A 22,642-nucleotide genomic window follows, 5' to 3' on the forward strand; every position below is an offset into this window, starting at 1 on the left:
TCAGGATTTTCGCGACAGGCCATCTTCCCTGATCGCGCTGACCAGCGTCTCGCTTCCCTCGCGAAGATGCTTCCGCAGAATACTTATGGCCCTGTCGCCGTCGCGCCGCCGGCAGGCGGCCAGCAGCTCACGATGCTCCGTCTGCGAGCGGCTGCGATAGTCCAGGTTCGACAGCAGGATGCGGACGTAGCGATCGGCGGCATTGTGGTGCGCCTCGATCAGGCCGAGCAATCGATGGTTGCCACAGGCATCGTAGAGGGCCAGATGAAAGGCGCGGTTCAATGCCCCCCAACGGCCGACATTGCGCTCCGCGTCGATCTGATCGAGCACCTGTTCGGCCTCGTCGAACTTCGCGCCGGAGAGGCTGGGTACCGAAAGCCGGAGCGCCTCGCTTTCGAGCAGTTCGCGCAGCGCATAGATTTCACTGATCTCGGCGCCGTCCATCCGGGCGACCTGCGCGCCTTTTGTGGGGTGAATGGAAACAATACCTTCGGCTTCCAATTGCCGAAGGGCGTCACGAATTGGCATGCGGCTGAAGCCAAATTGCTCGGCCAATTCGTCCTGGCGCAGCGGAGTGCCCGCCTTGATGGTTCCACTGGCAATCGCTTCGCGCAGGACATTGGCGACCTGTTCGGCCACGGTCCGCGGCCCCTGCATCACGCTTTCCGCAAATCCTTGCAATCGATGCTCCCCGTTTTCACACAGCATCGAGCCTAATTGAAAAACCCATGCGGATATAGGTATGCCCGTATACACACTGCCCGCGCCAAGCAGACTTCCTCCGCAAGACGCCACCCGCCTCCGCAAGGCAACGTCCCGATTCGCGCATATGAGACGATCGTCTGAAGCACTGAAGGCGCGGCTCGCCCAGCCCTGCGGGCTTTCAGCCAGTCTGCGGCAGGTCAAGCGCGGAGCGCATCCGCCCGACACCACGCTTGTAGAGCATCGCGCCTTGAGCTGGGGCGAGCAGATCAGCATGCGGCGTGAAGTCGGCAACGCACTTGTTGAAGGCGATCTCGCCACACCCGGGAACCAGGCAGTCGAGCTTTCCCTTCGGACACTGACTAAACTTGCAGAGCCGGCCCAGATATCTGTCGCTGCCGGGTTCGATCAGAAAAACGTCTAGCTGGTGATCGGCAACGCTGATCCCTGTTCCCTTCACAAACGCCTCACGCAGGGCAAGAGCGGCGGCGCGACGCAGTTCGCCTAGACGAGCCTGCGAATCAAGCCAAAGCGCCAGGTCGAGATCGCTACATTCATGCCAGACCTCGATCCGAGCGCGCCGGAATTCGCTGAAGCGCGGTACCTCTTTCCAAAGCGGCTTCGCGACAGAGCCGATAACGGCCACCGCCCCCACCTCTCGAAAACGCGTCCAAGCATCGGTGACGACATCCGCCGCCGCGCGGAACTGCCGCTGGCGTTCCAGCATATAGCGATTTTGCTCATCAATCGCCGCGCGCCGCATGTCAGGCCAACAGTTTCATGAAATTGCGCTTGCGGCCGAAGCGGTCTTTCACATCCGCCAGATACGCGGCATGTTCGGACGCGCCGCGCAGACCGGCCATACGGCCGATCAGGGTTGCCGCTTCTGCATAGGCGCCGTTACCGCCAAACTGGGCCAGTTGGTTTACGCGTTCCGCATAGATCTTCAGTGCCTCGCGCGGATGCGTGGCTTCACTGACCTGCGCGAGCTTTTCCTTCAGCCCCTCGGAAGCGCCATGTGCGCGCGTCTTCGCCCACGCCAGATCAAACTGCTTCTCCTCAATCAAGATGCTGATGAGCAGATCGGCCGGATAATGCCAGGCGGACGGCTTCTCGCGCGCCAGCCTGGACTGGAGGCGCTCGATTACTCCATCGCGCGCCGCCGTGCCCGTCTTGCACAGCCGTTGATACAGTCCGAAGCTCGGTGCCTTCTCGAATGCGCGCCACAGATGCGCTTCGGCGTCCGCATCGCGACCGGCCGTGGTCAGCAGGTCGACTGCAAAGAAAATGAGCCGCTCGTCGGGTCGGTCGTCCTCGAACACCCACAGGCCCTCCTCGGCCCTGCGCAAAGCCTCTTCGGCGCGACCGTGCGAGAGGCAGAATTTGGCGACTTGCAGATAGGCTTGCTGTGAGGACAGATGCTTGGCGCGAAGGGCGATGCGCGCCTCGACGTCGCCATCGCGTTCAGCAAAGAAGTCGAGGATTTCCTGCAGCCTGAAATGGTCGCCGGACAGTCCGTGACCTATCCGATTCTTGCCGGCGGTTGCGGGCAGTTCATTCCAGGCTTCGTTGGCCAGGCGACGGTATTCGGCCAATCCTTCCTCGCCGAGGATATCGCCATAGCGCTCAGCCGCGCCACCGAAGGTGTCGTAGCCACCATTCATCTCGCGCGCGAACAGGTCACGCGCCAGGGACAAGGGTTCGCAAGGCGCCTCCGAGACAGCGTTGCAGTGAATTTCGCATGCCCGGTCGAGAAGTGGGGCGCAATGGCCATCGGAATCGTCCACGTCCTCGATGGCAGCCTCGATCCGATCGATGGCTCGCATAGCGAGCCGTATAACGATGCCCGCATGCTTGCTCGAGACCGAGGCGATCACATCGAGCGCCTCGTCCACGCCTTGGGCCCAGTCGGGCGCCTCGCGGTAATCTATGAAGCCATTCGTGGCGGTTGCGCCATCGATCATCTTGCCGAGACGCGCCTCGATGGTCGCCTCGTCGCCGTCTTGCGTGGTCAGCGTGGCCATTTCCAGCCTACGCAACAGGATAGGATCGCGCTCGACGACATCCATGATCATATCGACAAGCGCCGCCTTGTTCTTGCCTTCCAGATGTTCGCGTATACGCGTGAACACATCGATGCTTTGCGCTTCCGTGTCGCTGCCCATCGCGTTTGCCGCCAGCGCCGTCGCCACCAAATGCTTGCAATAGCCCCAGTCGCCGAAGGCGCGGCAGGAACACGAACCGTCGACCGACTCGCCACGCCCCGTCAGTTCAACACGGTAGTCCTCCGTGCCGGCAACCTGCGCCAGCACGCGCTTGGGCCCAACGGTCAGCAGTTGCACCAGCCCGTCACGCCAGTAGGCCTCGCCGCGCGAGTACACCTTGGTGCCGACAAGATCGCGCAGGGCATCGACATCGAAACGGGGTCGGCTGTTCTTGCGGTTCATAGTGGCGGCTGGAGCCTCGAGTCAGCCGAGATGAGACGCAGGGCCTCGTCCAACGTAACGGTCGCATGCAGCCGCCCCCATGCTCCGGTGTGCCTGTGCCACATGAGGTCGAACCGGGTCTCGGCGAGATGCTCCTCCACATGATCGAGCCGGGCGAAGGGAGCGTTGAATTCTTCACCGTCATCCGAACGATAGCGCGCTGAGAAACCGTATTTGCTTCCTCGCCACTTGCCGAAAATGTCTAGCGGATGGTCGAGCCGATTCGGCTGGCCGTGGATGAACCGAGGCTTCAGAACCTCGGCGATGAAACGCTCGCAAGTGGCAGCCATGGCCAGCTTCTCGTCAGCCGAAGGCTTCTTAACCCACACCATCGCGTTTTCCCGTTTCGCCAGCGCGATCATTTCCCACTATCCGCCGCCAAGAGCGCTGTGGGGCTGCCCTCAGCCATACGGTATCGCCGTTCATGATAATCGACCGATCCGGCGAGGCAATCCTTTTTGAACGCAGAATGCATCTGGCATCATTTGCGAGAATTACCCGATCGAACATGGCCGCTGACCTGCACGCCGTCCTCGGCCCGCAGGTACAGGAAGCCGGGGACGGACAGCAGCGGGATGACCGCGGTCAGCAGGAACACCTGGTGGAAGCGTTCCGCTGTCACGATGTGGGTTTCTCCTGCGACAAGGCCCAGCACCATGGCGGCGATCGAAACGCCCAGGGAAACGCTGAGTTGCTGCAGGACGCCGCCGAGACTGGTGGCGCGGCTGAGCTTGTCGGCCGGCAGGTCGGCGTAGGAAAGCGTGTTGGAGGTCATGAACTGCGCCGACCGGATGACCCCGAAGACAAAGACGTAAAGGCCGATCATCCAGTGCGGCGTATCGGCTTCGATCAAGGCGAAGCCCCCGACAGCGGCGGAACCAACCACCGCGCTGCCGATCAGCACGACATTGAAACCGAAGCGCCGCAACAGCGGCGACAGCAGCGGCCGGATGAGCAAGGCGCCGAAGCTGCCGACGAATGTCAGCGAGCCCGAGGTGACCGGGCTCATGCCAAAGCCGACCTGCAGCATCAGCGGCAACAGGAAAGGCACGCCATTTAGGCCAACGCGGCACAGGCCGCCTGCGAGCGTACCGACCCAGAACGAGCGAAATCGAAACAGTGTCAGATCGACTGCCGGTGCAACGACGCGGCGCGCATAGCGCCCGAAGGCGAGCAGCAGCAGGATCGCCGCGGCCAACACCAACGCTGTCGCCGAAACGGAGATGATCGGCCTACCGATGCTTTCCAGTCCGAACTGCAGCAGCGCGACTCCGCATCCGACCATCAGGAACCCGGCAAAGTCGAAGCGTTGCACCGCTTCCTCGCGGAAATCGTCGACGAAGCGCAGCGCCGCCAGAATGCCGAGGCAACCGAATGGCACGTTGACATAGAATATCCAGCGCCATGACGCGTAAGTGGTCAACAGGCCGCCGAGCAGCGGCCCGATCACAGGCCCCATGATGGCGGGCAAGGTCGTGTAGGTCATGGCGGTGATCAGCCCGCTGCGTGGGAAGCTGCGCAGCAGGATCAGCCGCCCGACCGGCGTCATCATGGCGCCGCCCAGCCCCTGCAGGGCGCGCATCGCCAGCAGCATGCCGAAACTGTTGGCCATGCCGCACAGCGCCGAGCCGAGGGTGAAGGTGAAAAGCGCCAGCGCGAACACTTTTCGCGCACCGAACCTGTCGGCGAACCAGCCGCTGACGGGAATGAATACGGCCAGCGTCAGGATGTAGGTGGTGATCGCCAGGTTCAGCCTGACGGGCGTCGTGTCGAGGCTGCGCGCGATGGCGGGGATCGCGGTGGTGATGATGGTGGAATCGAGTTGCTCCATCAGAAAGGCGATGGCGACGATGATTGGGATAATCAGTCTCAGCCTCGGGTCGCGCTCGGTGGCAAATTGAGGCTGTTCCAATTCTATTGCCGATTCCGTCATGCAAGCGGCTGCCCTTTCCAGGTGGCGCGTCCGCGTTCAAAGCAAGGTCGCCTTCCGTGCGGCAAGCCAGCCGAGGCCCGATCACACGGCCTGTCTTATGGTCCGACGAGCAGGCAAGCGGTAGTCATTTCCTCTTTGATGGAAGTCAACAAATTTTGACTGCCGACCCCTTCGAGAGGAGATCGGCAAGGACAGCGCATTGAGAGTTCGAACTGCCGTCGCCAGGTACATGCGTTTCAACGGACGCCCGTCCCGATTTCGTGAAGGAACGTGTCGGTAAGAGGCCGTCTTACCGCCGCCATGAGCGCTTGCGTCTTGACGGCACAGCGAGATTGAGCCACTTGTCGACTAGTATACAAGTGGTGAGGCCATGCTTGAAGTTCTCGTTCGCGCACCGCAGTCGCTGGAAGTCCGGCAGGGCGCCATGCCAGAGCCCGGCACTGGCGAAGTCGTCGTTCATGTCAGCCGTGCCGGTATCTGCGGCTCCGACATTCACATCCTGCATGGCTCCAATCCGTTCGCCGTCTATCCGCGCATCATCGGCCATGAATTCGCCGGCACCGTAACGGCGCTCGGACGCAATGTGACCGGCATAGCGGTGGGAGACCGCGTGGTGGTCGATCCCGTGGTGTCGTGCGGCCACTGCTATCCCTGCCGGGTCAGCCGCTCCAATGTCTGCGCCAACCTCGAAGTGATGGGCGTTCACCGCGACGGCGGTTTTCGCGCCTTCGTGGCGGTGCCTGCGGCAAATGCCATACCGGTTCCAGGAGATATGCCGTTTGGGCTGGCGGCACTGGCCGAGCCGTTTTCCATCGCCGCCAATGTGCTTGATCGTACCGGTTGCGGATCCGACGATACGGTGCTGATCTATGGCGCCGGCACGGTCGGCGTCACTGTCCTGCAGGTCGCCAAGCTCAAGGGGGCACGCTGCATCGTGGCCGATATCGACGAAGCCCGCCTCGAGCGAGCGCTTCGCTTCGGTGCCGACAGGGTGATCCACTCCGCCCGCGATCCCGTGCCGGCCGCGGTGCGCGGCGAAAATGACGGTCTTGGCCCCACTCTGGTCATCGACGGCGCCGGCATTCCCGCACTTCTTGACGAGGCTTGCCGGTTGGCCAGCCCGGCGGGCCGCATCGGCCTGCTCGGTTTTTCCGATGCCCCATCCAATCTCAGCCAGCAGGAAGTGGTGCGCAAGGAACTGACCATCGTCGGCTCGCGCCTGAACCGCCGGCTGTTGCCGCGCGTCGTCGAATGGCTGGCCGACAAGCGGCTCGATCCGCAAGGCATGATCACGCAGGTGTTCGCGGCGGCGGATGCACGCGCAGCCTTCGACTTGATCGAGAAGGAACCGGAGCGAACGCTCAAGATTCAGCTGGACTTCTCGTAAGCCGGGTTAGCCCGGACCAGCGCGATGGCGCGCAGCGGCGATCCGGTGCCGCCTTCGATCGCCAGCGGCAAGCTGATCAGGAAGCACCGAGGCGGCAAGTCACCAAGCCGTGCGAAATTCTCGCCGATCAGGATGCCGGCTGAAAGCAACGTATTGTGCGCCGGGAAATCCTCGCTGCCGAAACAATCGATCGACAGGCAGTCCGAGCCGACGATGCGCGCACCGCGCTCGACCAGCAATTCGCTTGCTTGCCGCGACAGGCCGGGCCAGTCGGCGAGAAACAAGGCCGGATCGTCCCAGAGCCGGTCCCAGCCGAAATGGAAGAACACTGCGTCGCCCTGCCGTACGCGGCCCTGTTCGGCCTCGAAAGCGAAGATAGCATTCGGCTCGACCGCCTGCCGGGATGCGCAGTCCCGCGCGTCGATCGTCACCATGCGGCCGAAGAAGCGCTCGACCGGAATGTCCGAGATTGCAACGCCGCCGCGGACGAAATGGACCGGCGCGTCGAAATGCGTGCCGGTGTGCTCGCTCATGGCCAACGCATGGTTGCAGGCGACGTCGCCGCGGTCATAGGATTCCACCATCTCCTGGCAATAATGCGGGTGCGTCGGCCACACCGGCATGCCCAGCTTCATCGGATGCGTCAGGTCGACGAAAGAAACTGCCTTTGTTTCGAACAGCCCGGCGAGCGTATCGGTGGCGGGTTTCATCTGACGCGAGGCCTCGGCACGAGAGCGACGATCAGGATGATCAGCACGCCGGTCAAAAGGAAGCGCACGCCTGCCTGGATGCCAAAGGTGTTGAGCATGGTGGACATCAGGTTGAAGAACAACGCAGCCCCCCATATGCCGACCGCGTTGGCCTGTCCGCCGGCGACGCTGGTGCCGCCCAGCACAACGACGGCGATCGATTCCATCAGATAGGCGTCACCCATGTTGAGTGCTGCCCCGCCACTGAAGCCGGCAAGCAGGAAGCCGGCGAGCGCCGCCGCCGTGCCGCACAGCATATAGGCAATCAACCGCACCCGGGCGACGTTGATGCCGGCGAGCCGCGCCGCCAGTTCGCTCTGGCCGGTGGCCAGCACTTGCCGGCCCCAGACGGTGCGTTTGAGAGCGATCATGGCGACCAGCGTCAGCAGCATCACCGCGATCGGCATGAATTGCACGCCGTCAAGGTTCATCGAGGTAAACCGGGAAAGGCCGGCCGGCGGCTTCAGTGTCGCCTGGCCGCCGAGATTGAAGGCAAGCGACTGGAAGACGAAGCTCCAGGCGAGCGTCGCGATGATCGGCGGCAGCCTGAGCGCGATGATGGCAAGGAAGTTCGCGGCACCAGCGACAGCGCCGACGGCAAGTGCTGCAAGCAGGCCAGGCAGCAGCATGCCGTCGGACCCTTGCATGACCGTCATCGACACATAGGCGGCCAGCGTCAGCACGGATGGCACGGACAGGTCGATATTGCCCGGCCCGGAGGCGACGACGAACATCTGCCCGGTTCCCACCACAACGCTGAAGGCACCGAAGGCGAGCGCCCCCGAGAGCGTGGCGCCGGCGCTGCCGATACCGGAATAGGCTGATGTCACCACCCACATTGCGAGCGCCACGATGAAGCCGTAGGTCCACGGCGCGAGGCTCAATCTTCGGGTCATCGCGCCCGCTCCGACAAAAGCAAGCGCCCGGCCAGCACGAGAAACAGGATGACGCCCTGGGCACCGATCTGCCATGTCGGCGGCACCTGCAGGAAGGACAGAAGCGAGCCCGCGAGCGACAGCGTCAGCGCGCCGATCACGGTGCCGACCGGCGATACGACGCCGCCGGTGAAGGCGCCGCCGCCGAGGATCACCGCGCCGACGCCGAGCAGCGTATAGGCCGGCGCGACATTGGCGTCGCCCGATGTGGTGAGGCCGGTCAGCGTCAGCCCGGCCAGACAGGCGAGCAGGCCGGCGGCGGCATAGACAGCGACGCGGATGCCGATAACGGACCAGCCGGCGCGCTCGACGGCGCGCGGATTGCCGCCTGCGCCGCGCAACACCACGCCATAGGAGGAGCGTGAGATGACGAGATGGCCGGCAAGCGCCGCCAGTGCCGCCAGCCAGATCGACAGCGGCATCAAAGGCGGCTGCCAGCTCATGAAGGCGGCGAGCCATGCGGGTGCCGAGCCACCCGGTGCCGGCAGCAGGATGACGGCGATGCCGAGCCAGATGAAGGACATGCCCAGCGTCACGATGATCGAGGGCAATTGCCGTGCATGAATAAGCAGGCCGAAGCCGGCATAGGCGGCGATCAGGACCAGGTAGCACAGCGCCGCAATTGCCGGCGCATCCCCGAGATAGAGCGCCGTGATGCAGGTGATCAGCCCGACAAAGGCGCCGTTCGACAGGTCGATGTCGCCCAGCATGATCACCATCATCTGCGCCAGCGCGGCAAAGACCAGCGGCACCGAGAGCTTGAACAGCAGATGGAAGCCGAAATAGCTCATCGCCGCCGGGCGGATGCTGAAGATGATGGCCAGCATGACCAGCAGCGCGATAGCCGGCAGGCCGACCTGCATAGCATTGAGCAAGGCCGAGCGCGGATTGGAAGGAGAACGGGCCGGAACTCGGGCAGGCGCGTCAGACATGGTCGCCTCCGAACGACGCCTGCAGGATACGGCCGGTCTCGATGGCCTCGCCTTCCAGCCTGGTCACGGCGCGGCCCTCGCGGAAGACATAGATGCGCTCGCAATTGGTCAGCTCTTCGAGTTCGGTTGTGTACCAGACGAAGGCGCGTCCGTTCTCGGCTTCGGCGCGGATCAGCCGGTAGACCTCCTGCTTGGTGCCGACATCGACGCCGCGCATCGGGTCGTCGAGGAAGATCACCTCGGCATCCGACGCCAGCGCGCGGGCGAACAGCACCTTCTGCTGGTTGCCGCCGGACAGCGACAGGATCGGCGTGTCGATCGAAGGCGCCTTGACGTTGAGCCTGTCCGACCAGGTCTCGGCCAGCTTGCGGGCGGCGGCGCCTGAAATCATGCCGCCCCGCGTCAGCGCATTCAGGCTGCGGATGGTCAGATTGTCGGCGATAGACCACAGCGAAAACACGCCTTCCGAGCCGCGGTCGCCGGCGACATAGGCACCCGGCAAGGCTTCGCGTTGCCGGCGCGCGGCATAAAACATCGCGCGCAGCCGCTCGCGCTGGCCGTGGCCGTCGAGCCCGGCGAAGCCGATGACCTCACCCTTGCCGACGTCGATGGTCAGATCTGTGGTGTCGCGACCCGCATGCCGGATAACCGGAGCTTGCACCGAGGCCACCTTGCCGGCCGTGCGCTCACGCGGCCGTTCGATGCTTCCCATCAACTCGACCAGCGCGGCGCGTGACAGGCCGGCGGTCGGCCGCTCGACGACGACCTTGCCGTCGACCATGACGACGGTGCGGTCGCAGACGGCGAGGATCTCGTTGAGGCGATGGGTGATCAGGACGCAGGCGATGCCACGCCCTGCGGCACGACGAATGTGGGCGAGCAGTTGTTCCGTCGCCTCATGGCCGAGCGCCGAGGTCGGCTCATCGAGAATGACCGCGCGCAATTTGATGCTGGTCTGCGTGAAGGCGCGGGCGATCTCGACCATCTGTCGCTCGCCGATCGGCAGGTCGGCGACCTTCCTGTCGAGATCGATGCCGCGGCCAGGGAATATCTCGTCCAGCACCGGACCGATCACCTGGCGCGCGCGCCGCCGCCAGCCCAACCCACGCAAGGACCTGTGCACGATGCGGGTGTTTTCCGCCGACGTCAAATTGGCGCAGAGCGACAGTTCCTGGAAGATACAGCGCAGACCGGCCTGCTGGGCGCTGGCCGCGCTCCAGGCACCGATCTCACGCTCGCCGAGGCGAAAGCTGCCACTGCTGCGCTCGACCGTGCCGGCAAGCACGTTCATCAGCGTCGACTTGCCGGCGCCATTGTGACCGACGAGGCCGACGACCTCGCCGGGTTTCAGATGGAAATCCACGCCGCCCAGGGCATGCACGGCATCATAGTGCTTGCGGACATCGCGCACCTCGATGAGGAGGCCGTCGGCATTGACCGTCTCTGCTGCGTCCCTTTTGGGCGACGTGGGATCGTTCATCATTCGGCCATGCTGCTCATTTCGGCGCGGGAACGCCCGGCAGAGGCTCCTTCTTTACGTTGGCGTCGATGATCTTGGCCACCAGCTCCTGCAGGTATTCGGCATTGACCACGCCGCCTGCGGGAACCGTCTTCAGCCAGGCGTCGAGGTCAGGCTGATTAATCTGCAGGAGCGGCACCTCGACGAATTTCGGCACCTGCTTGCCGGCCAGGATCTGCTGCGCGACCCAGAACGCGACCTGCGAGACGCTGGGCGTGGCGCCCAGCGAGAAGGTTTCGTAGCCGCCAGCATCATGCTCCTGCTTCCACAGCGCCAATTCGTCCTGGCGGTTGCCCATGATGATGATCGGCAGCGGCCGGTTGGCGGCCTTGAATGCCTGCGCCGCGCCATAGCCGTCGCCACCCTGCGTCAGCACCGCATCGACCTGAGGCAACGACGGCAGGATGCCCGACACTTCCTTTTGTGCCACGGTGGCCGTCCACTGACCATAGACCTCGCCGACAGCCTTGTAGCTGGCGTGCGCCTTCATCGCCTTCTCGACGCCCTCATGCAGGCGCTTGTCGAAACCGTCGCCGGCCATACCGCGGATCTCGAGGATGTTGGCCGGCTTGTCGCCGAGCTTGCTGGAGATGAAATCCAGTTCGGCCTTGGCATAGGAATCGAGGTTGTAGTCGACGACATAGGCGCAAGGCTCGGTGACGCCGCTGGCGAAGGCGACGACCGTGATACCGGCATTGCAGGCATCCTTGATGGCGCCATTGAGTGCGGTGTCGGAGCCGGCAAGGACGATGATCGCATCGTAGCCCTGCAGGATCAGGTTCTCGATCTGGCTCGCCTGTTCGGTCACCGAATTGTTCGAGCTGACGACGGCTGTTGCGGCGATCTGCTTGTCGGCCACGGCCTTGGCGCCCATTTCCTCGAAGCTCTTGATCATCACCTGGCGGAAGGAATTGCCGGCGTAGGAATTGCTGAAGGCGATCTTCTTGGCCGAAGTGTCGCCCTTGGCGACGCCTTCATCGGCGCGCGCGTCCAGCGCTGCAAAGCTGGTGCAGCCGAGCATGGCTGCAATGAATAAGGCTGTAGTCTTGCTCATTGTTGTTCTCCTCCGGTTGAAAGTCATAGCGTCCTCCCGACGATCCTTTCGAACGAAAAATGTCAGCCCAGCCCGAGATCAGGCACGGCATCGTTCAAATGGTCGGCGAAATTCGTGTTGGGCAGCAACGGATACCAGCCCGGACGGCCGGGATCGCGGTCGTAGGCATAGCCGCCCAGCGAGCGGTAGAGTTCGGCATAGGTGGCGAGTTTGTCGCGATCGAGTTCGACGCCGAGGCCCGGTGCCTCCGGCACCGCGATCGCACCATTCTCGTAGAGCATCTTGCCGCCGACGATGATGTCGTCGGCAAGGTGGTGATAATGCGCGTCGGCGGTGAAGACGAGGTTGGGCAGCACAGCGCCAAGATGCAGCATGGTGGCGAGCTGGATGCCGAGTTCGCCAGAGGAATGCACCGCAATACCGAGACCGAACGTGTCGCAGATCTGCGCCGCGCGCACGCAGGCGCGGATGCCGCCCCAGAAGGTGGTGTCGAGCAGGATCACGTCAACCGCAGGGTCGCGCACATTGGTGGCGAGCTGTTCGAAATCGATGACGATGGTGTTGGTGGCCAGCGGGATGGAGAGCTTCTCGCGCAAGCGGCGCATGCCGGCCAGGCCCCAGGTCGGGTCCTCGAAATAGTCGTTCCTGAGATCGGAGATGGCTTGGCCGAAACGCAGCGCCTCTTCGACCGACAGGGCTGCGTTCGGATCGTAGCGCAGCGTATCGGCAGGAAATTCGGCGGCGAGCGCCCTGAAACATTCCAACTCATAGTCGGGGTGAAACACGCCGGCCTTGAGCTTGTGGGCGTGAAAACCATGTTCGTCCTTAAGCGCGCGGGCATGCTCGAGCAATTGATCGATGGTGCGGACTTCGCCCTTGCCGCTGCGGCGGTCGGCATAACGGAAGAACAGATAGGAGGCGAAGCCGATCCGGTCGCGCACGCGCCCGCCAAGCAATTGGTAGACCGGCACGCCGAGCTTCTTGCCGATGATGTCGAGACAGGCGAATTCCAGCGCTGCGTGGAGCTGCGTGCGGTTGTTGTAGAGCGACGCCGTCGGATTGCAGATGGCGTAGCGCATCCGGTTGAGATCGAAAGGGTCATGGCCGACGAGGTAGGATTTCAGGCCGGCGAAAGCGAGTTCGGCGCCGGCGCCGCCACCACCCATCTCGCCGAGCCCAACAATGCCTTCGTCGGTCTCGACCTCGACCACGGTGCGGACAAAGCGTCCCCAATGCGTACCGTTGCTGTGCCGCAATGCTGCTTCCAGCGGAACGGTGATGGTGGTCGCCTTGATATCCGTGATCTTCATGCCGGCTCCTCTCCCCCTAGCCTGCTGGCGTCATACACACTACCATGGTAGTATGTCAATACAGCTTCAATCCTGCTTGCCGCTTGAGTTGCGACGTGCGCGGTGTCATGACCGGAGTAGTGCAGCGCCATTCACAGCAACGGATTCGTCATGGGGACCAAGCTTTCGGGGGCGACCAGATTTTCAGGCAGTGCTGCCAGGCTGAAAACCGCCGGTCAGCGCGAACCCTCGCGGGTGCTGGAGCCGGTCAACAATCGCATGCCGATCTCACCGCAGATCTACGAGCGCCTGCGCCGCGCCATCACGACGCTGGCGATGTTGCCGTCGGAAGCGCTCAGCGAACAGGACCTTGCCCAGCAGCTCGGTGTCAGCCGTACACCCGTGCGCGAGGCGCTGATCCGGCTTGCCGATGAAGGGCTGATCGACATCCTGCCGCAACGCGGCAGCTTCGTCGCGCCGATCCGGCTGAGTGACGTCGAGGAAGCGCAGTTCATTCGCGAGGCGCTCGAGGTCTCCGTCGTGCAGAAGCTGGCCGGACACGGTTCGAGCGCCTTCATCGCGGCAGGCAGGGTGAACCTTGCCCAACAGGCCAAGGCAGTGGCCGAGGGCGACCGCGAGCTGTTTCTTGAGCTTGACGAGGGCTTCCATCGCAGCCTTTGCGAAGAGGCCGGCCTGCCCAAGAGCTGGCGGGTGATCCAAGTGGTCAAGCTGCAGATGGACCGTGTGCGCTATCTGAGCCTGCCCGAGCCGGGTCACCTCGAAACGCTGCTCGCTCAGCATGTGGCGATCTTCGAGGCCGTGGAGACCGGCGAGGCAAAGCAGGCAGGCGCGCGTATGGCGGCGCATCTGCGCGAAGTGCTGCGCACGGTGCAACGGCTCAACGTGGCTCGCCCGGACCTGTTTGGCCAATGATCCGTTGACCGCTCATTGGGATGCCTGCGCGAAGGCCTGATCCGCGTATGCTACGGGCGCTTCGCTTGTCTGGCGTCAGCTGCCGAAGCGGGGCTCCGCAACGCCCTTGACGCCAAGGCCTGATATGGCGAACAGGCTGCCGCGCAAAACGCCGTCGCCGGGAAAACGCGGCAGCGGCGGCTTGGCCATTGAGGTGACGTAGAGGATATCTAGCTTCGGTCCGCCGAACATGACGCTGGTGATCTTCTTGACCGGCATGTCGATGATGCGATCGATGCTGCCATCGGGCGCATAGCGCACCAGTCGGCCGTCATAGACCAGCGCATTCCACAGATAGCCCTCGGCATCGACAGTCGAGCCGTCCGCCGCACCGCCCCGGCTGGTGTCGACGCGCACGAAGGTGCGCCTATTGGTGGCGACTCCGGTGGCGATGTCGTAATCATAGGCCCAGATCTCGCCGGTCCAGGTGTCGGCGAAATAGAAGGTGCGGTCGTCGGGGCTCCAGCATGGGCCGTTGGAGCAGATGATGCCGGAATCGATCCGGGTGACGGAGAAATCCGGATCCAGCCTGTAGAGACCGCCGGACGGCCCCTCTTCCATCGTATCCATGGAGCCGGCGAAGAAGCGGCCGCGCCGGTCGACCTTGCCGTCGTTGAGCCGGTTCATCGGCCGGTCCGGCTCCGGGTCGTGGATCAGCGTCACATCGCCGGAGGCGAAATCGAGCAGATGGAAACCGCGCTGCAGCGACACCACGGCGCCGCTACCGTCCTTGCGCAGCGCCATCGAGCCGATCTTCATCGGCACGTCCCATGACCGGATCTCGCGTCCGTCGGCGGTCGCCCGAAACACGCGCCCGTCGAAGCTGTCGATCCAGTAGAGTCGTTCCTGTTCGACGTCCCACAGCGGTCCTTCGCCCAGTGTGGTCTTCACGTCCACCACGACTTCGATCTTCATGCCGTCCTCCTCCGTTTTTGCGTCTCGCGGCGATTGCTCGGGCCGCTCAGAAAGCGACCTTGTCCCCGCCTTTCAATGACAGGATTTCGCGTGCCTCATCGGGCGTCGCCACCTCCATGCCGAGCCCTTCGATGATCTTGCGGGCCAGCAAGACCTGCTCAGCGTTCGATTTGGCAAGCTTGCCTTTGCCCGCCCACAGACTGTCCTCCAGCCCGACGCGGATGTTGCCGCCAAGCGCTGCCGATTGCGCGGCGATGCGGAGCTGGCTGGCGCCAGCGCCGAGAACCGACCAGCGGAACTGGTCGCCGAACAGCCGGTCGGCAGTGCGCTTCATGTGGGCGACGTCTTCGGGATGGGTGCCGATACCGCCGAGCAGTCCGAACACCGACTGCACGAAGAAAGGCGGCTTCACCAACCCGCGGTCGGCGAAGTGCGAGAGGTTGTAAAGATGAGCGATGTCGTAGCACTCGAACTCGAAGCGCGTGCCGTTGTCGTAGCAGGTCGCCAGGATGTACTCGATGTCCTTGAACGAGTTGCGAAAGACGAGGTCGCGGGTCGCTTCCAGATGCGGCTTTTCCCAGTCGAACTTGAAGGTCTCGTATTTGTCGGCGAGGTGATAGAGCCCGAAATTGATCGAGCCCATGTTGAGCGAGGCGACTTCCGGTTTGAACTGGGCGGCCGGGCGCACGCGCTCCTCGACCTTCATGTACGGGCTGCCACCGGTGGTGATGTTGATGGCGGCGTTGGTGCCTTGCTTGACGCGCGGCAGGAAGCGAGCGAAGGCCTCCGGCGTCTGGTCGGGCTTGCCGGTTTCCGGATCGCGCGCATGCAGATGCAGGATTGCGGCACCGGCTTCGGCAGCCGCGATCGCCTCAGAAGCGATCTGGTCAGGCGTGATCGGCAGATAGGGCGACATGGTCGGCGTGTGGATGGCGCCCGTCACCGCGCAGGTGATGATGACCTTGCCCTTGGTCTGCCGGGTGCCGGGCTTGCGGGTGGTCTCGATCATTGTCCGTACTCCTGGTCCGATTTCTTCTTGTGTGCCGCCAGCGCCATCAGCCGACGATCACGCCACACCTGCCGCTCGCCGAGGTTCTCGCGCGGCAGGCGTTCGCGGCGGTCGGCTTCGACGGTTTTCATCACCTCGCCCGCCCAGTCGACGCGGCGCAGCATCTGCGGAAAAATGTTCGAATAGATCGACTGATAGCGCTCGACGTAGTCGCGCACTCCGCCGGGTGCATTGAGATCGATGGTCTCGAACGGGCCCATGAACGACCAGCGCAGCGCCAGCCCGTCGCGGATGCCGATATCGACATCCTCGACGCTGGCGTAGCCGTCGGCGACAAGCCGGAAAGCTTCCTCCAGCAACGCGCCTTGCAGGCGGTTCATGATGAATCCGTCGAGCTCGCGTTTCATCACCAGCGGCGCGTGGCCTGCGTCGATGAGGAAGGCGCGAGTCCTTTCCAGCGTGTCAGCAGACGTCCACGGCGCCGGCACGACCTCGGCCGCCGGAATGAGATAGGGCGGGTTGATCGGATGCACGACCAGGCAGCGGTGACGTCCTTGCAGGTGGTCGGTGAATTTCGACGGCAACAGTGCCGAGGTGGAACTGGCGATGATCGTTTGCGGATCGGCAAGCCTGTCGATCAGGGAAAATACTTCCCGCTTCACCTCAAGGTTTTCGGGCGTGTTCTCCTGGACATGGACTGCACCGGCCAGCGCCTCTGCCAGCTCGGCGACAACAGAGATCCGGCCAAGCACGGCGTCGACCGCCTGTCCACGCAGCAGGTCGTTTGCGGCGAGATCGCCAAGCACGCCGGCAATGTAGTCGCGGGCACCGCCTGTCGCAGTGGGCGACTGGTCCCACATCCGCACGTCATGGCCGGCGCGGGCGAAGCTGATCGCCCAGGCCCGCCCGATGAACCCGCTTCCGACAATCGCGACATTTGTCATGGATTTGGTTCCTCAAAGTGTCTCGACGTTGCCGTCGACGCCGAGCGACTGGCCGGAAATGTTGATCCCCGCGTCGGAGAGCAGGAAGGCGACCATCGCGGCGACATCATAGGGGCTGGTCATGCGGCGCAGCGAGATGTTCTGGAGATAGCGATCCGTCATCTCTTCGTGGCTGATGCCGACCTGCTTGGCGCGTGCCGAGATGACACCTTCGATGCGTGGTCCCTCGATGATGCCGGGCAGGATGGCGTTGACCCTGATGGCGTGCGGCCCGAGCTCCTTGGCGAGGCTCTGCGTGAAACCGATGACACCGAACTTGGCCGCCGAATAGGGTGTGCGGAAGGCGTAGCCGTGGCGGCCGGCGGCCGACGACATCGAGACGATCGAGCCGCCGCCCGCCGCCTTGATCAGCGGCACGGCGCGACGGGCACACAGGAACTGGCCGGTCAGGCAGATGTCGATGCAGCGCCGCCAGTCGGCCGGATCGATCTCGTCGACACCGCCGGTCGGCCCGGCAATGCCGGCATTGTTGATCAGCGCGTCGAGCCCGCCGAGTTTTTTCTCGACCGCCTCGAACAGAAGGTCGACGTCATCCTCGCGCGAGACATCGGCCTTGATCGCGGCGACCAGGTCGATCTTGCCCGGAGCAGCGGCCAGCGCTTCGTCGGAAACGTCGCAGACGACGATGCGCGCGCCGAGCCGCGACAGCGTGTCGGCTATGGCAAAACCGATGCCGCCGGCGCCTGCCGTCACCAACACGCGCTGGCCTTTCAGCCCGGTCAGGAATTCGTCCGCCGAAACCGGCGCCCTTGTGCTCATCGTCCTGTCCTTCTCATTGCAGCCGCCGTTCGCGCAGCGCCATGACGGCGCCCAGAACGACCAGCCCGTAAAGAATTGCCCTTGTGGCATAGGGAAGCGTGGTGCCGGCCAGCAGCATCTGCAATGCCGTCAGCAACAACACGCCGCCAAGCATGCCGAGATAGTGGCCGCGGCCGCCGGTGATCAGCGCGCCGCCGACCACCACCACGGCGATCGACGGCAAGAGATAGTCATCGCCCATGCCGAGGCTTGCCTGGCCCGAAAAGCCGGTCAGCATGATGCCGACAACGGCCGCGCAGACGGCCGACAGCATGTAGACCAGGATCAGCGTGCGCTCGACGCCGATGCCCGACAAGCGCGCCGCGCGCAGGCCATTGCCGATGCCGTAGACCCTGCGCCCGAACGGCGTACGCGCTAGCAGCAGCACCGCCGCCACGACAAAGATGACCACCAGCAGGATTACCGGCGTCAGCAGGCCACCGAGCTTGGCCGTCATGACCCAGCGCAGCATCGGTGAGGAAAAACCAGCCGGCGTTCCCTGCGAATAGAGCAGCGCACAGCCTTGCAGGATGCCGTTGGTGGCGAGCGTCATGACGATCGGCGAGATGCCGAGATAAACGATACCGAAACCGTTGGCGAAACCGATGGCGCAAGCCATCACCAGCACCACCGGCAATGCGTAGACAAGGGCCGCGTCGGAGCCGTTGACCATGCCGGCCAGGATGATGCCGGAAATGCCGATCGTCCACGGCACGGAGAGGTCGAGGCCGCCAGTCAGGATGACCGTTCCTTGCCCGAGTGCCAGGACAGCGAGGAAGGACGACAGCACCAGCAGCGAATTCCAATAACCCGGATTGAGGATGGCGCGGCCGAGCCAGACCTGCGTGACGACCACGATGAGCAGCAGGCAGACATAGGCGGGCAGCGCATAGCGCAACGTTTCCGCGTTGCGTAGATGGAAGGCAGGGCGCGGCGATGCCGGACTGCGCTGGGCATGGGCTGGCTCGGCGATCTTGAGACGCCGGTCCACGCGCTCGAGTTGCGAGGGCAATATGCCGGCGCGCCAGGCGGCAAGCCGGGCACGCGCAGCGCGCAATTGCACGGCAAGCACCGATCCATGCGAGATCGAGCCGGCAAGTGCTGCCAGCACCAGAATGGTGCCTTCGGCAATGGTCGAATAATAGGCCGATACGTTGAGCACCAGCAGGATGTTCACCACGATCATCAGGATAAAGGCGCCGAAGACAGAGCCCACCGGGCCGCCCTGCCCGCCACCGAGACGCGTGCCGCCGACGACGACCGCCGCGAACATCGACAACAGCAGCGGATTGCCAACCAGCGGATCGCCGCTGCCGGTCTGGGCGCTGATGAAGACGCCGGCAAGGCCATAGCAGCCGCCAGCGATGACATAGACGGCAAAGCGCACCAGCACGACATTGATGCCGACGTAAGCGGCCGAGTCCGGATCGCTGCCGACCGCATAAAGTGCTGTGCCGAAGCGGGTTCCCTTCAGCCACAACCAGGCGAGCAGGACGACGCCGATCACCACCAGCGGCATCGGCAGCCAGCCGGCGATCGCGTCGCCGAGATAAAACGTGCCAAGATCAGGCGACACGAAGCCACCGGGCTTGTCCATCACCAGCAGCGTCACGCCTTGCAGGATGAACATGGTCGACAGCGTCACCACGATCGGCTGCATGCGCAGCACCGCAATGAAGAAGCCGTTGAAGGCGCCCACCGCCATGCCGACGCCGATGCCGACGGCGGTCCACAGGATGATGCTGGCGCCCGGCGCCATCGGGTCCATGCTCGATGCCAGCACGGCATTGACCAGCGATATCACCGCGCCGGCGGACAGGTCGAAGCCGCCCGACAGGATGACGATGGTCTGGCCGATCGCGGCGAGCGCCGAGGTGGCGCCGCCGCTCGACAGGAACGACACATCGAAATAGGTCAGCGGCCCGGCGCTGATCCAGTCGACGACGAAGAGCAGGATGGCCAGGACGGCCGCGGCGATCAGCGCGCCGCGATTGCGCATCAGCGCACGGCGCAGTCCGAAGCCGCCGGGAACAGGGGATGAGGATGCTGCGCTGCTCATGCGGCGGCTTCCACGGCATGCCCGAGCGCCGGGCGCATGATGGCCGGTTCGGTGATGGCGTCGCCTTCGAGTTCGGCCGCGATGCGCCCGTCGTAGAGAACCAGGACCCGGTCGCATTGGTGGACGAGTTCGGGAATCTCGGTCGAGTGCAGAAGGATCGAACCGCCCGAAGCCACGTAATTTCGCATCATCACATAAAGCTCGTGCTTGGTGCCGACGTCGATGCCTCGGGTGGGATCGAACAACAGAAGGATGCGGCTCTGCGCCACCAGCCATTTGGCGATGGCGATTTTTTGCTGGTTGCCCCCGGAAAACGCACCGGCCCGCGTCCAAAGCGCGCGGCGGTCGACCTCGACAGTGGCGAATGCCGCCTCGACGGAGCGGTTCTCGGCTTGCCCGTCGACAAGGCCTAGCCGTGTGAAGCGCGATATCACCGGCAGGGTGGCGTTCTGGCTGCCCGACAGTTTCAGGAACAGGCCATCGGATTTGCGGTCTTCCGGCACCAGGCCGATGGCCAAGTTGGGGCGCAACGCATCGGCCGGCGAACCGAGCCAGACCTTGCGGCCGTCGACGAGGATGTGGCCGCGCTCGATCTCGGCCATGCCAAAGCAGGCCAGGAACAGGTCCTGCTGGCCCATGCCCTGCAACCCCGCGACGCCGAGGATTTCGCCCTTGCGCAGATCGAAGCCGGCGCCGTCGAGCTTGCGCCCGACCTTGAGATCGCGCACGCCCAGAACCGGCGGCCCGAAAGCCTGGGCGCTGTCCGGCTTAGGCGGGAAGGTCTGTTCGATGCTGCGGCCGATGATCTTTTCGATGACGTCGGCATCCGAGACATCGGCGACCGGCGCGGTGACGATGTGACGGCCGTTTCTGAGGATCGTCAGCGTCTCGCAAAAGGCGCGGACCTCGCGCATCCGATGGGTGATGAAGACGATGGTGGTGCCCGCCGCCTTCAGCCTGGCGATGATGTCGCCCAGCCAGTCGACGTCGCGGCCGGCGAGCGTCGAGGTCGGTTCGTCGAGCAGCAGGATGCGCGGCTTGCGGTAGACGGCGCGCGCAATCTCGATCTTCTGGCGCACCGAAAGCTCGAGTTCGCTCACCTCGGCGTCGAGATCGACGGAGAAACCAAGATCTTCGATATGGCGGCGAACGGCCTTGCGGGCAGCACTGCGGCGGATCAGGCCGGAGATGCCGACCGGGGCGTAAGGCAGCATCATGTTGTCGAGGACGGAGAGGTCGCGCACCAGTGTCATCTCCTGGAACGCAGTCTGCATACCGAGCGCATGGGCTGCGCGCGGGGCGCCGTAAGCGATCTCCTTGCCAAAGACGCGGACATGGCCTTGGCTCGGCCGGACCAGCCCGGACAGCAGCTTCACAAGTGTCGACTTGCCGGCTCCGTTTTCACCGAGCAGGGCATGGACGCTGCCGGGCGCGATCCGAAACGACACGCCGTCCAGCGCGACGGTCGGGCCGAACGCCTTGCTGATGCCGTCGATCTCGATGGCGGGGAGCTCGGAATGTTCTGTCATTGTCCTCGATCGCCGGGATTGGCATGGATTGACGATGCACGGACAACACTCCGTGCATCGTCAAACGCGCCTTGGGAGGCTTAGTTCTCCGGTTGTCCGACGAGGGCAGCATTAAGGCCGACCTCGGGTGTCTGGTCCGAGAAGATAGAGGCAAACCAGCCTGGATTGGAGACCAGCGACGGCTTGAAGGCGTTGCAGCCGGCCTTCATCTCCGCCCATGTGCCTTCGTCGCACAGCTTGATCGTCTCGTTGGTGACGACCGGCAGCGGCAGGATGGTGGTCTTAGGCACGTCCTTGCCTTCGATCGCCTCGATGGCAAGCTTCAGCGCCAGCGCACCCGAATAAGGCGGCGAGGCGTAGGAAATGCGTTGTGCGCCAGCCGGCGCGTAGGGCGCGGCCGCACCTTCGACTTCGGTGCCCTCCGGCAGCATCTGGATGCGGCCGCCATTGGAACCTTCGCCGGCGCAAGGCAGGAGTTCGCTTGTCTTCTTGCCGGCCTCGAGCTGCATCGAGTTGGCGGTGAAGCAGCCGACCTGCATCCACAGCCCGTTGATGTCGTCCCAATTGCGGGTGGCCAGGATTTTCGAAAGTTCGGTGCGGGCGACCGCCTGGCTCCACATGCCGACAGCCTCGCCGACGATCTTGATATCAGGATATTTGGCGAAGACTTCCTTGGCGGCTTTTGTCCGCTGATCGTCGACGGATGTTCCCGGGACACCCGTGATGGCGATGATGTTGCCCTTGCCGTTGAGCTTCTTGACCAGCCATTCGGCGGTCACCCTGCCGGCTTCCAGCTGGTCGATGTGGACGTTGTAGGCACAAGGCTCGGTGATCTCGGCGTCGTAGGCAAAGACCTTCACGCCCTTGTCGCAGGCATTCTTGACGACCTGGTTGAGCGCGGTCGGCGAGATCGGATATACGACGATGGCCTCGGCGCCGCTTTGCACCATCGCGTTGATCTGCTGAATCTGGCGTTGCGCGTTGGGGCCAGCGACCTGGACCTGCAGGTCGACCTTGTCGGCCAGGCTCTTGTGGGCGGCCATGGCCTTGACCATATTGGCCGCCTCCGCTTGCCAATCATTGCCTATGTAGCTCATGCTGAGAAAGATCTTGTGCTTCTCGGCTGCCTGCGCGGCGGACAGGCCGAAGGCGCATGCAGCCATGCCGGCCAGCAGCGCGAGCCGCCGGACTTTCGATCCGATACCCATGTGAACTCCTCCCAGACAGAACGATCGAATGCCTCCCAAGAGCACAAAACGTAACCCTTGCCATTCGATGCCAGCGACCGTAACATGATTTGATCAAATATCAATGATGAAATCGTTTATATCAAAACGGCTATGTCAGCCGCTTGACGTGGCACCACGAAC

20 protein-coding genes are annotated in these 22,642 nt (G+C 63.8%); 2 read left to right on the forward strand and 18 right to left on the reverse strand.

All coding sequences use genetic code 11. The features are described from left to right. From NKH52_RS16965 to NKH52_RS16985, 5 genes are all read right to left on the reverse strand, one after another. Complete coding sequence (locus tag NKH52_RS16965) at window positions 1–639, reverse strand: GntR family transcriptional regulator (RefSeq protein WP_502908046.1); 639 nt, start codon at window positions 637–639, stop codon at window positions 1–3. A gap of 244 nt (window positions 640–883) precedes the next feature. Then, window positions 884–1,465: a hypothetical protein gene (locus tag NKH52_RS16970; RefSeq protein WP_352731486.1), complete on the reverse strand. Its 582-nt coding sequence runs from the start codon at window positions 1,463–1,465 to the stop codon at window positions 884–886. Window position 1,466: 1 nt separating this feature from the next. Then, window positions 1,467–3,149, reverse strand: coding sequence for an SWIM zinc finger family protein (locus tag NKH52_RS16975; RefSeq protein WP_352731489.1), 1,683 nt, complete (start codon window positions 3,147–3,149; stop codon window positions 1,467–1,469). Continuing rightward, window positions 3,146–3,550: a DUF3024 domain-containing protein gene (locus tag NKH52_RS16980; protein ID WP_245490483.1), complete on the reverse strand. Its 405-nt coding sequence runs from the start codon at window positions 3,548–3,550 to the stop codon at window positions 3,146–3,148. Before NKH52_RS16980 ends, NKH52_RS16975 begins: the two co-directional genes overlap by 4 nt. Window positions 3,551–3,669: 119 nt before the next feature. After that, window positions 3,670–5,100, reverse strand: a complete 1,431-nt coding sequence (locus NKH52_RS16985) for a DHA2 family efflux MFS transporter permease subunit (RefSeq protein ID WP_352731491.1) — start codon at window positions 5,098–5,100, stop codon at window positions 3,670–3,672. A 391-nt stretch (window positions 5,101–5,491) separates the two neighbouring features. On the opposite strand from NKH52_RS16985, the gene NKH52_RS16990 reads away from it, so the two are divergent. Next, window positions 5,492–6,508: a Zn-dependent oxidoreductase gene (locus NKH52_RS16990; protein WP_352731493.1), complete on the forward strand. Its 1,017-nt coding sequence runs from the start codon at window positions 5,492–5,494 to the stop codon at window positions 6,506–6,508. Here NKH52_RS16990 and NKH52_RS16995 read toward each other — a convergent pair. The 6 genes from NKH52_RS16995 to NKH52_RS17020 all read right to left on the reverse strand — a co-directional run bounded on the left by NKH52_RS16995 (window position 6,490) and on the right by NKH52_RS17020 (window position 13,007). Next, window positions 6,490–7,218: a cyclase family protein gene (locus NKH52_RS16995; protein WP_352731495.1), complete on the reverse strand. Its 729-nt coding sequence runs from the start codon at window positions 7,216–7,218 to the stop codon at window positions 6,490–6,492. The genes NKH52_RS16990 and NKH52_RS16995 overlap by 19 nt on opposite strands. Continuing rightward, window positions 7,215–8,153 (reverse strand): ABC transporter permease, encoded by a 939-nt coding sequence (locus NKH52_RS17000; protein WP_352731497.1) that lies wholly within the window; start codon window positions 8,151–8,153, stop codon window positions 7,215–7,217. The genes NKH52_RS16995 and NKH52_RS17000 overlap by 4 nt, the downstream gene beginning before the upstream one ends. Then, window positions 8,150–9,055 carry an ABC transporter permease gene (locus NKH52_RS17005; RefSeq protein WP_352731621.1) on the reverse strand — a complete coding sequence of 302 codons (906 nt, stop codon included), beginning with the start codon at window positions 9,053–9,055 and terminating at the stop codon, window positions 8,150–8,152. The genes NKH52_RS17000 and NKH52_RS17005 overlap by 4 nt, the downstream gene beginning before the upstream one ends. Before the next feature lie 61 nt (window positions 9,056–9,116). Beyond that, the gene (locus NKH52_RS17010) at window positions 9,117–10,607 is read right to left on the reverse strand and encodes a sugar ABC transporter ATP-binding protein (protein ID WP_352731500.1); all 1,491 of its coding nucleotides are present in this window, start codon (window positions 10,605–10,607) and stop codon (window positions 9,117–9,119) included. A 13-nt stretch (window positions 10,608–10,620) separates the two neighbouring features. Beyond that, window positions 10,621–11,697 carry an ABC transporter substrate-binding protein gene (locus NKH52_RS17015; RefSeq protein WP_352731503.1) on the reverse strand — a complete coding sequence of 359 codons (1,077 nt, stop codon included), beginning with the start codon at window positions 11,695–11,697 and terminating at the stop codon, window positions 10,621–10,623. A 62-nt stretch (window positions 11,698–11,759) separates the two neighbouring features. After that, window positions 11,760–13,007: an enolase C-terminal domain-like protein gene (locus NKH52_RS17020; RefSeq protein WP_352731506.1), complete on the reverse strand. Its 1,248-nt coding sequence runs from the start codon at window positions 13,005–13,007 to the stop codon at window positions 11,760–11,762. 150 nt (window positions 13,008–13,157) lie between these two features. On the opposite strand from NKH52_RS17020, the gene NKH52_RS17025 reads away from it, so the two are divergent. Continuing rightward, window positions 13,158–13,919 carry a GntR family transcriptional regulator gene (locus NKH52_RS17025; protein WP_128302340.1) on the forward strand — a complete coding sequence of 254 codons (762 nt, stop codon included), beginning with the start codon at window positions 13,158–13,160 and terminating at the stop codon, window positions 13,917–13,919. Window positions 13,920–13,994: 75 nt separating this feature from the next. Here the strand turns inward: NKH52_RS17025 and NKH52_RS17030 are convergent, their stop codons facing one another. The 7 genes from NKH52_RS17030 to NKH52_RS17060 all read right to left on the reverse strand — a co-directional run bounded on the left by NKH52_RS17030 (window position 13,995) and on the right by NKH52_RS17060 (window position 22,480). Further along, window positions 13,995–14,873: an SMP-30/gluconolactonase/LRE family protein gene (locus tag NKH52_RS17030; protein WP_352731508.1), complete on the reverse strand. Its 879-nt coding sequence runs from the start codon at window positions 14,871–14,873 to the stop codon at window positions 13,995–13,997. Window positions 14,874–14,919: 46 nt separating this feature from the next. Next, on the reverse strand, window positions 14,920–15,882 hold the full coding sequence (gene kce, locus NKH52_RS17035) for a 3,5-dioxohexanoate:acetyl-CoA acetone transferase (RefSeq protein WP_352731510.1): 963 nt from the start codon (window positions 15,880–15,882) through the stop codon (window positions 14,920–14,922). Next, entirely contained in the window at window positions 15,879–16,826 is a 948-nt protein-coding gene (locus NKH52_RS17040) for a 3-hydroxyacyl-CoA dehydrogenase (RefSeq protein ID WP_352731512.1), read from the reverse strand. The genes kce and NKH52_RS17040 overlap by 4 nt, the downstream gene beginning before the upstream one ends. Before the next feature lie 12 nt (window positions 16,827–16,838). Beyond that, a complete protein-coding gene (locus tag NKH52_RS17045; RefSeq protein ID WP_352731515.1) occupies window positions 16,839–17,645 on the reverse strand; it encodes an SDR family oxidoreductase in 807 nt (268 codons plus the stop codon). 13 nt (window positions 17,646–17,658) lie between these two features. Then, window positions 17,659–19,743: an ABC transporter permease subunit gene (locus tag NKH52_RS17050; RefSeq protein ID WP_352731517.1), complete on the reverse strand. Its 2,085-nt coding sequence runs from the start codon at window positions 19,741–19,743 to the stop codon at window positions 17,659–17,661. Then, window positions 19,740–21,272 (reverse strand): sugar ABC transporter ATP-binding protein, encoded by a 1,533-nt coding sequence (locus NKH52_RS17055; protein ID WP_352731520.1) that lies wholly within the window; start codon window positions 21,270–21,272, stop codon window positions 19,740–19,742. The genes NKH52_RS17050 and NKH52_RS17055 overlap by 4 nt, the downstream gene beginning before the upstream one ends. Before the next feature lie 80 nt (window positions 21,273–21,352). Beyond that, complete coding sequence (locus tag NKH52_RS17060) at window positions 21,353–22,480, reverse strand: sugar ABC transporter substrate-binding protein (RefSeq protein WP_352731522.1); 1,128 nt, start codon at window positions 22,478–22,480, stop codon at window positions 21,353–21,355. Window positions 22,481–22,642 lie beyond the last annotated feature (162 nt).

The organism is Mesorhizobium sp. M1066 (assembly GCF_040318635.1).
Classification (GTDB): Bacteria; Pseudomonadota; Alphaproteobacteria; order Rhizobiales; family Rhizobiaceae; genus Mesorhizobium.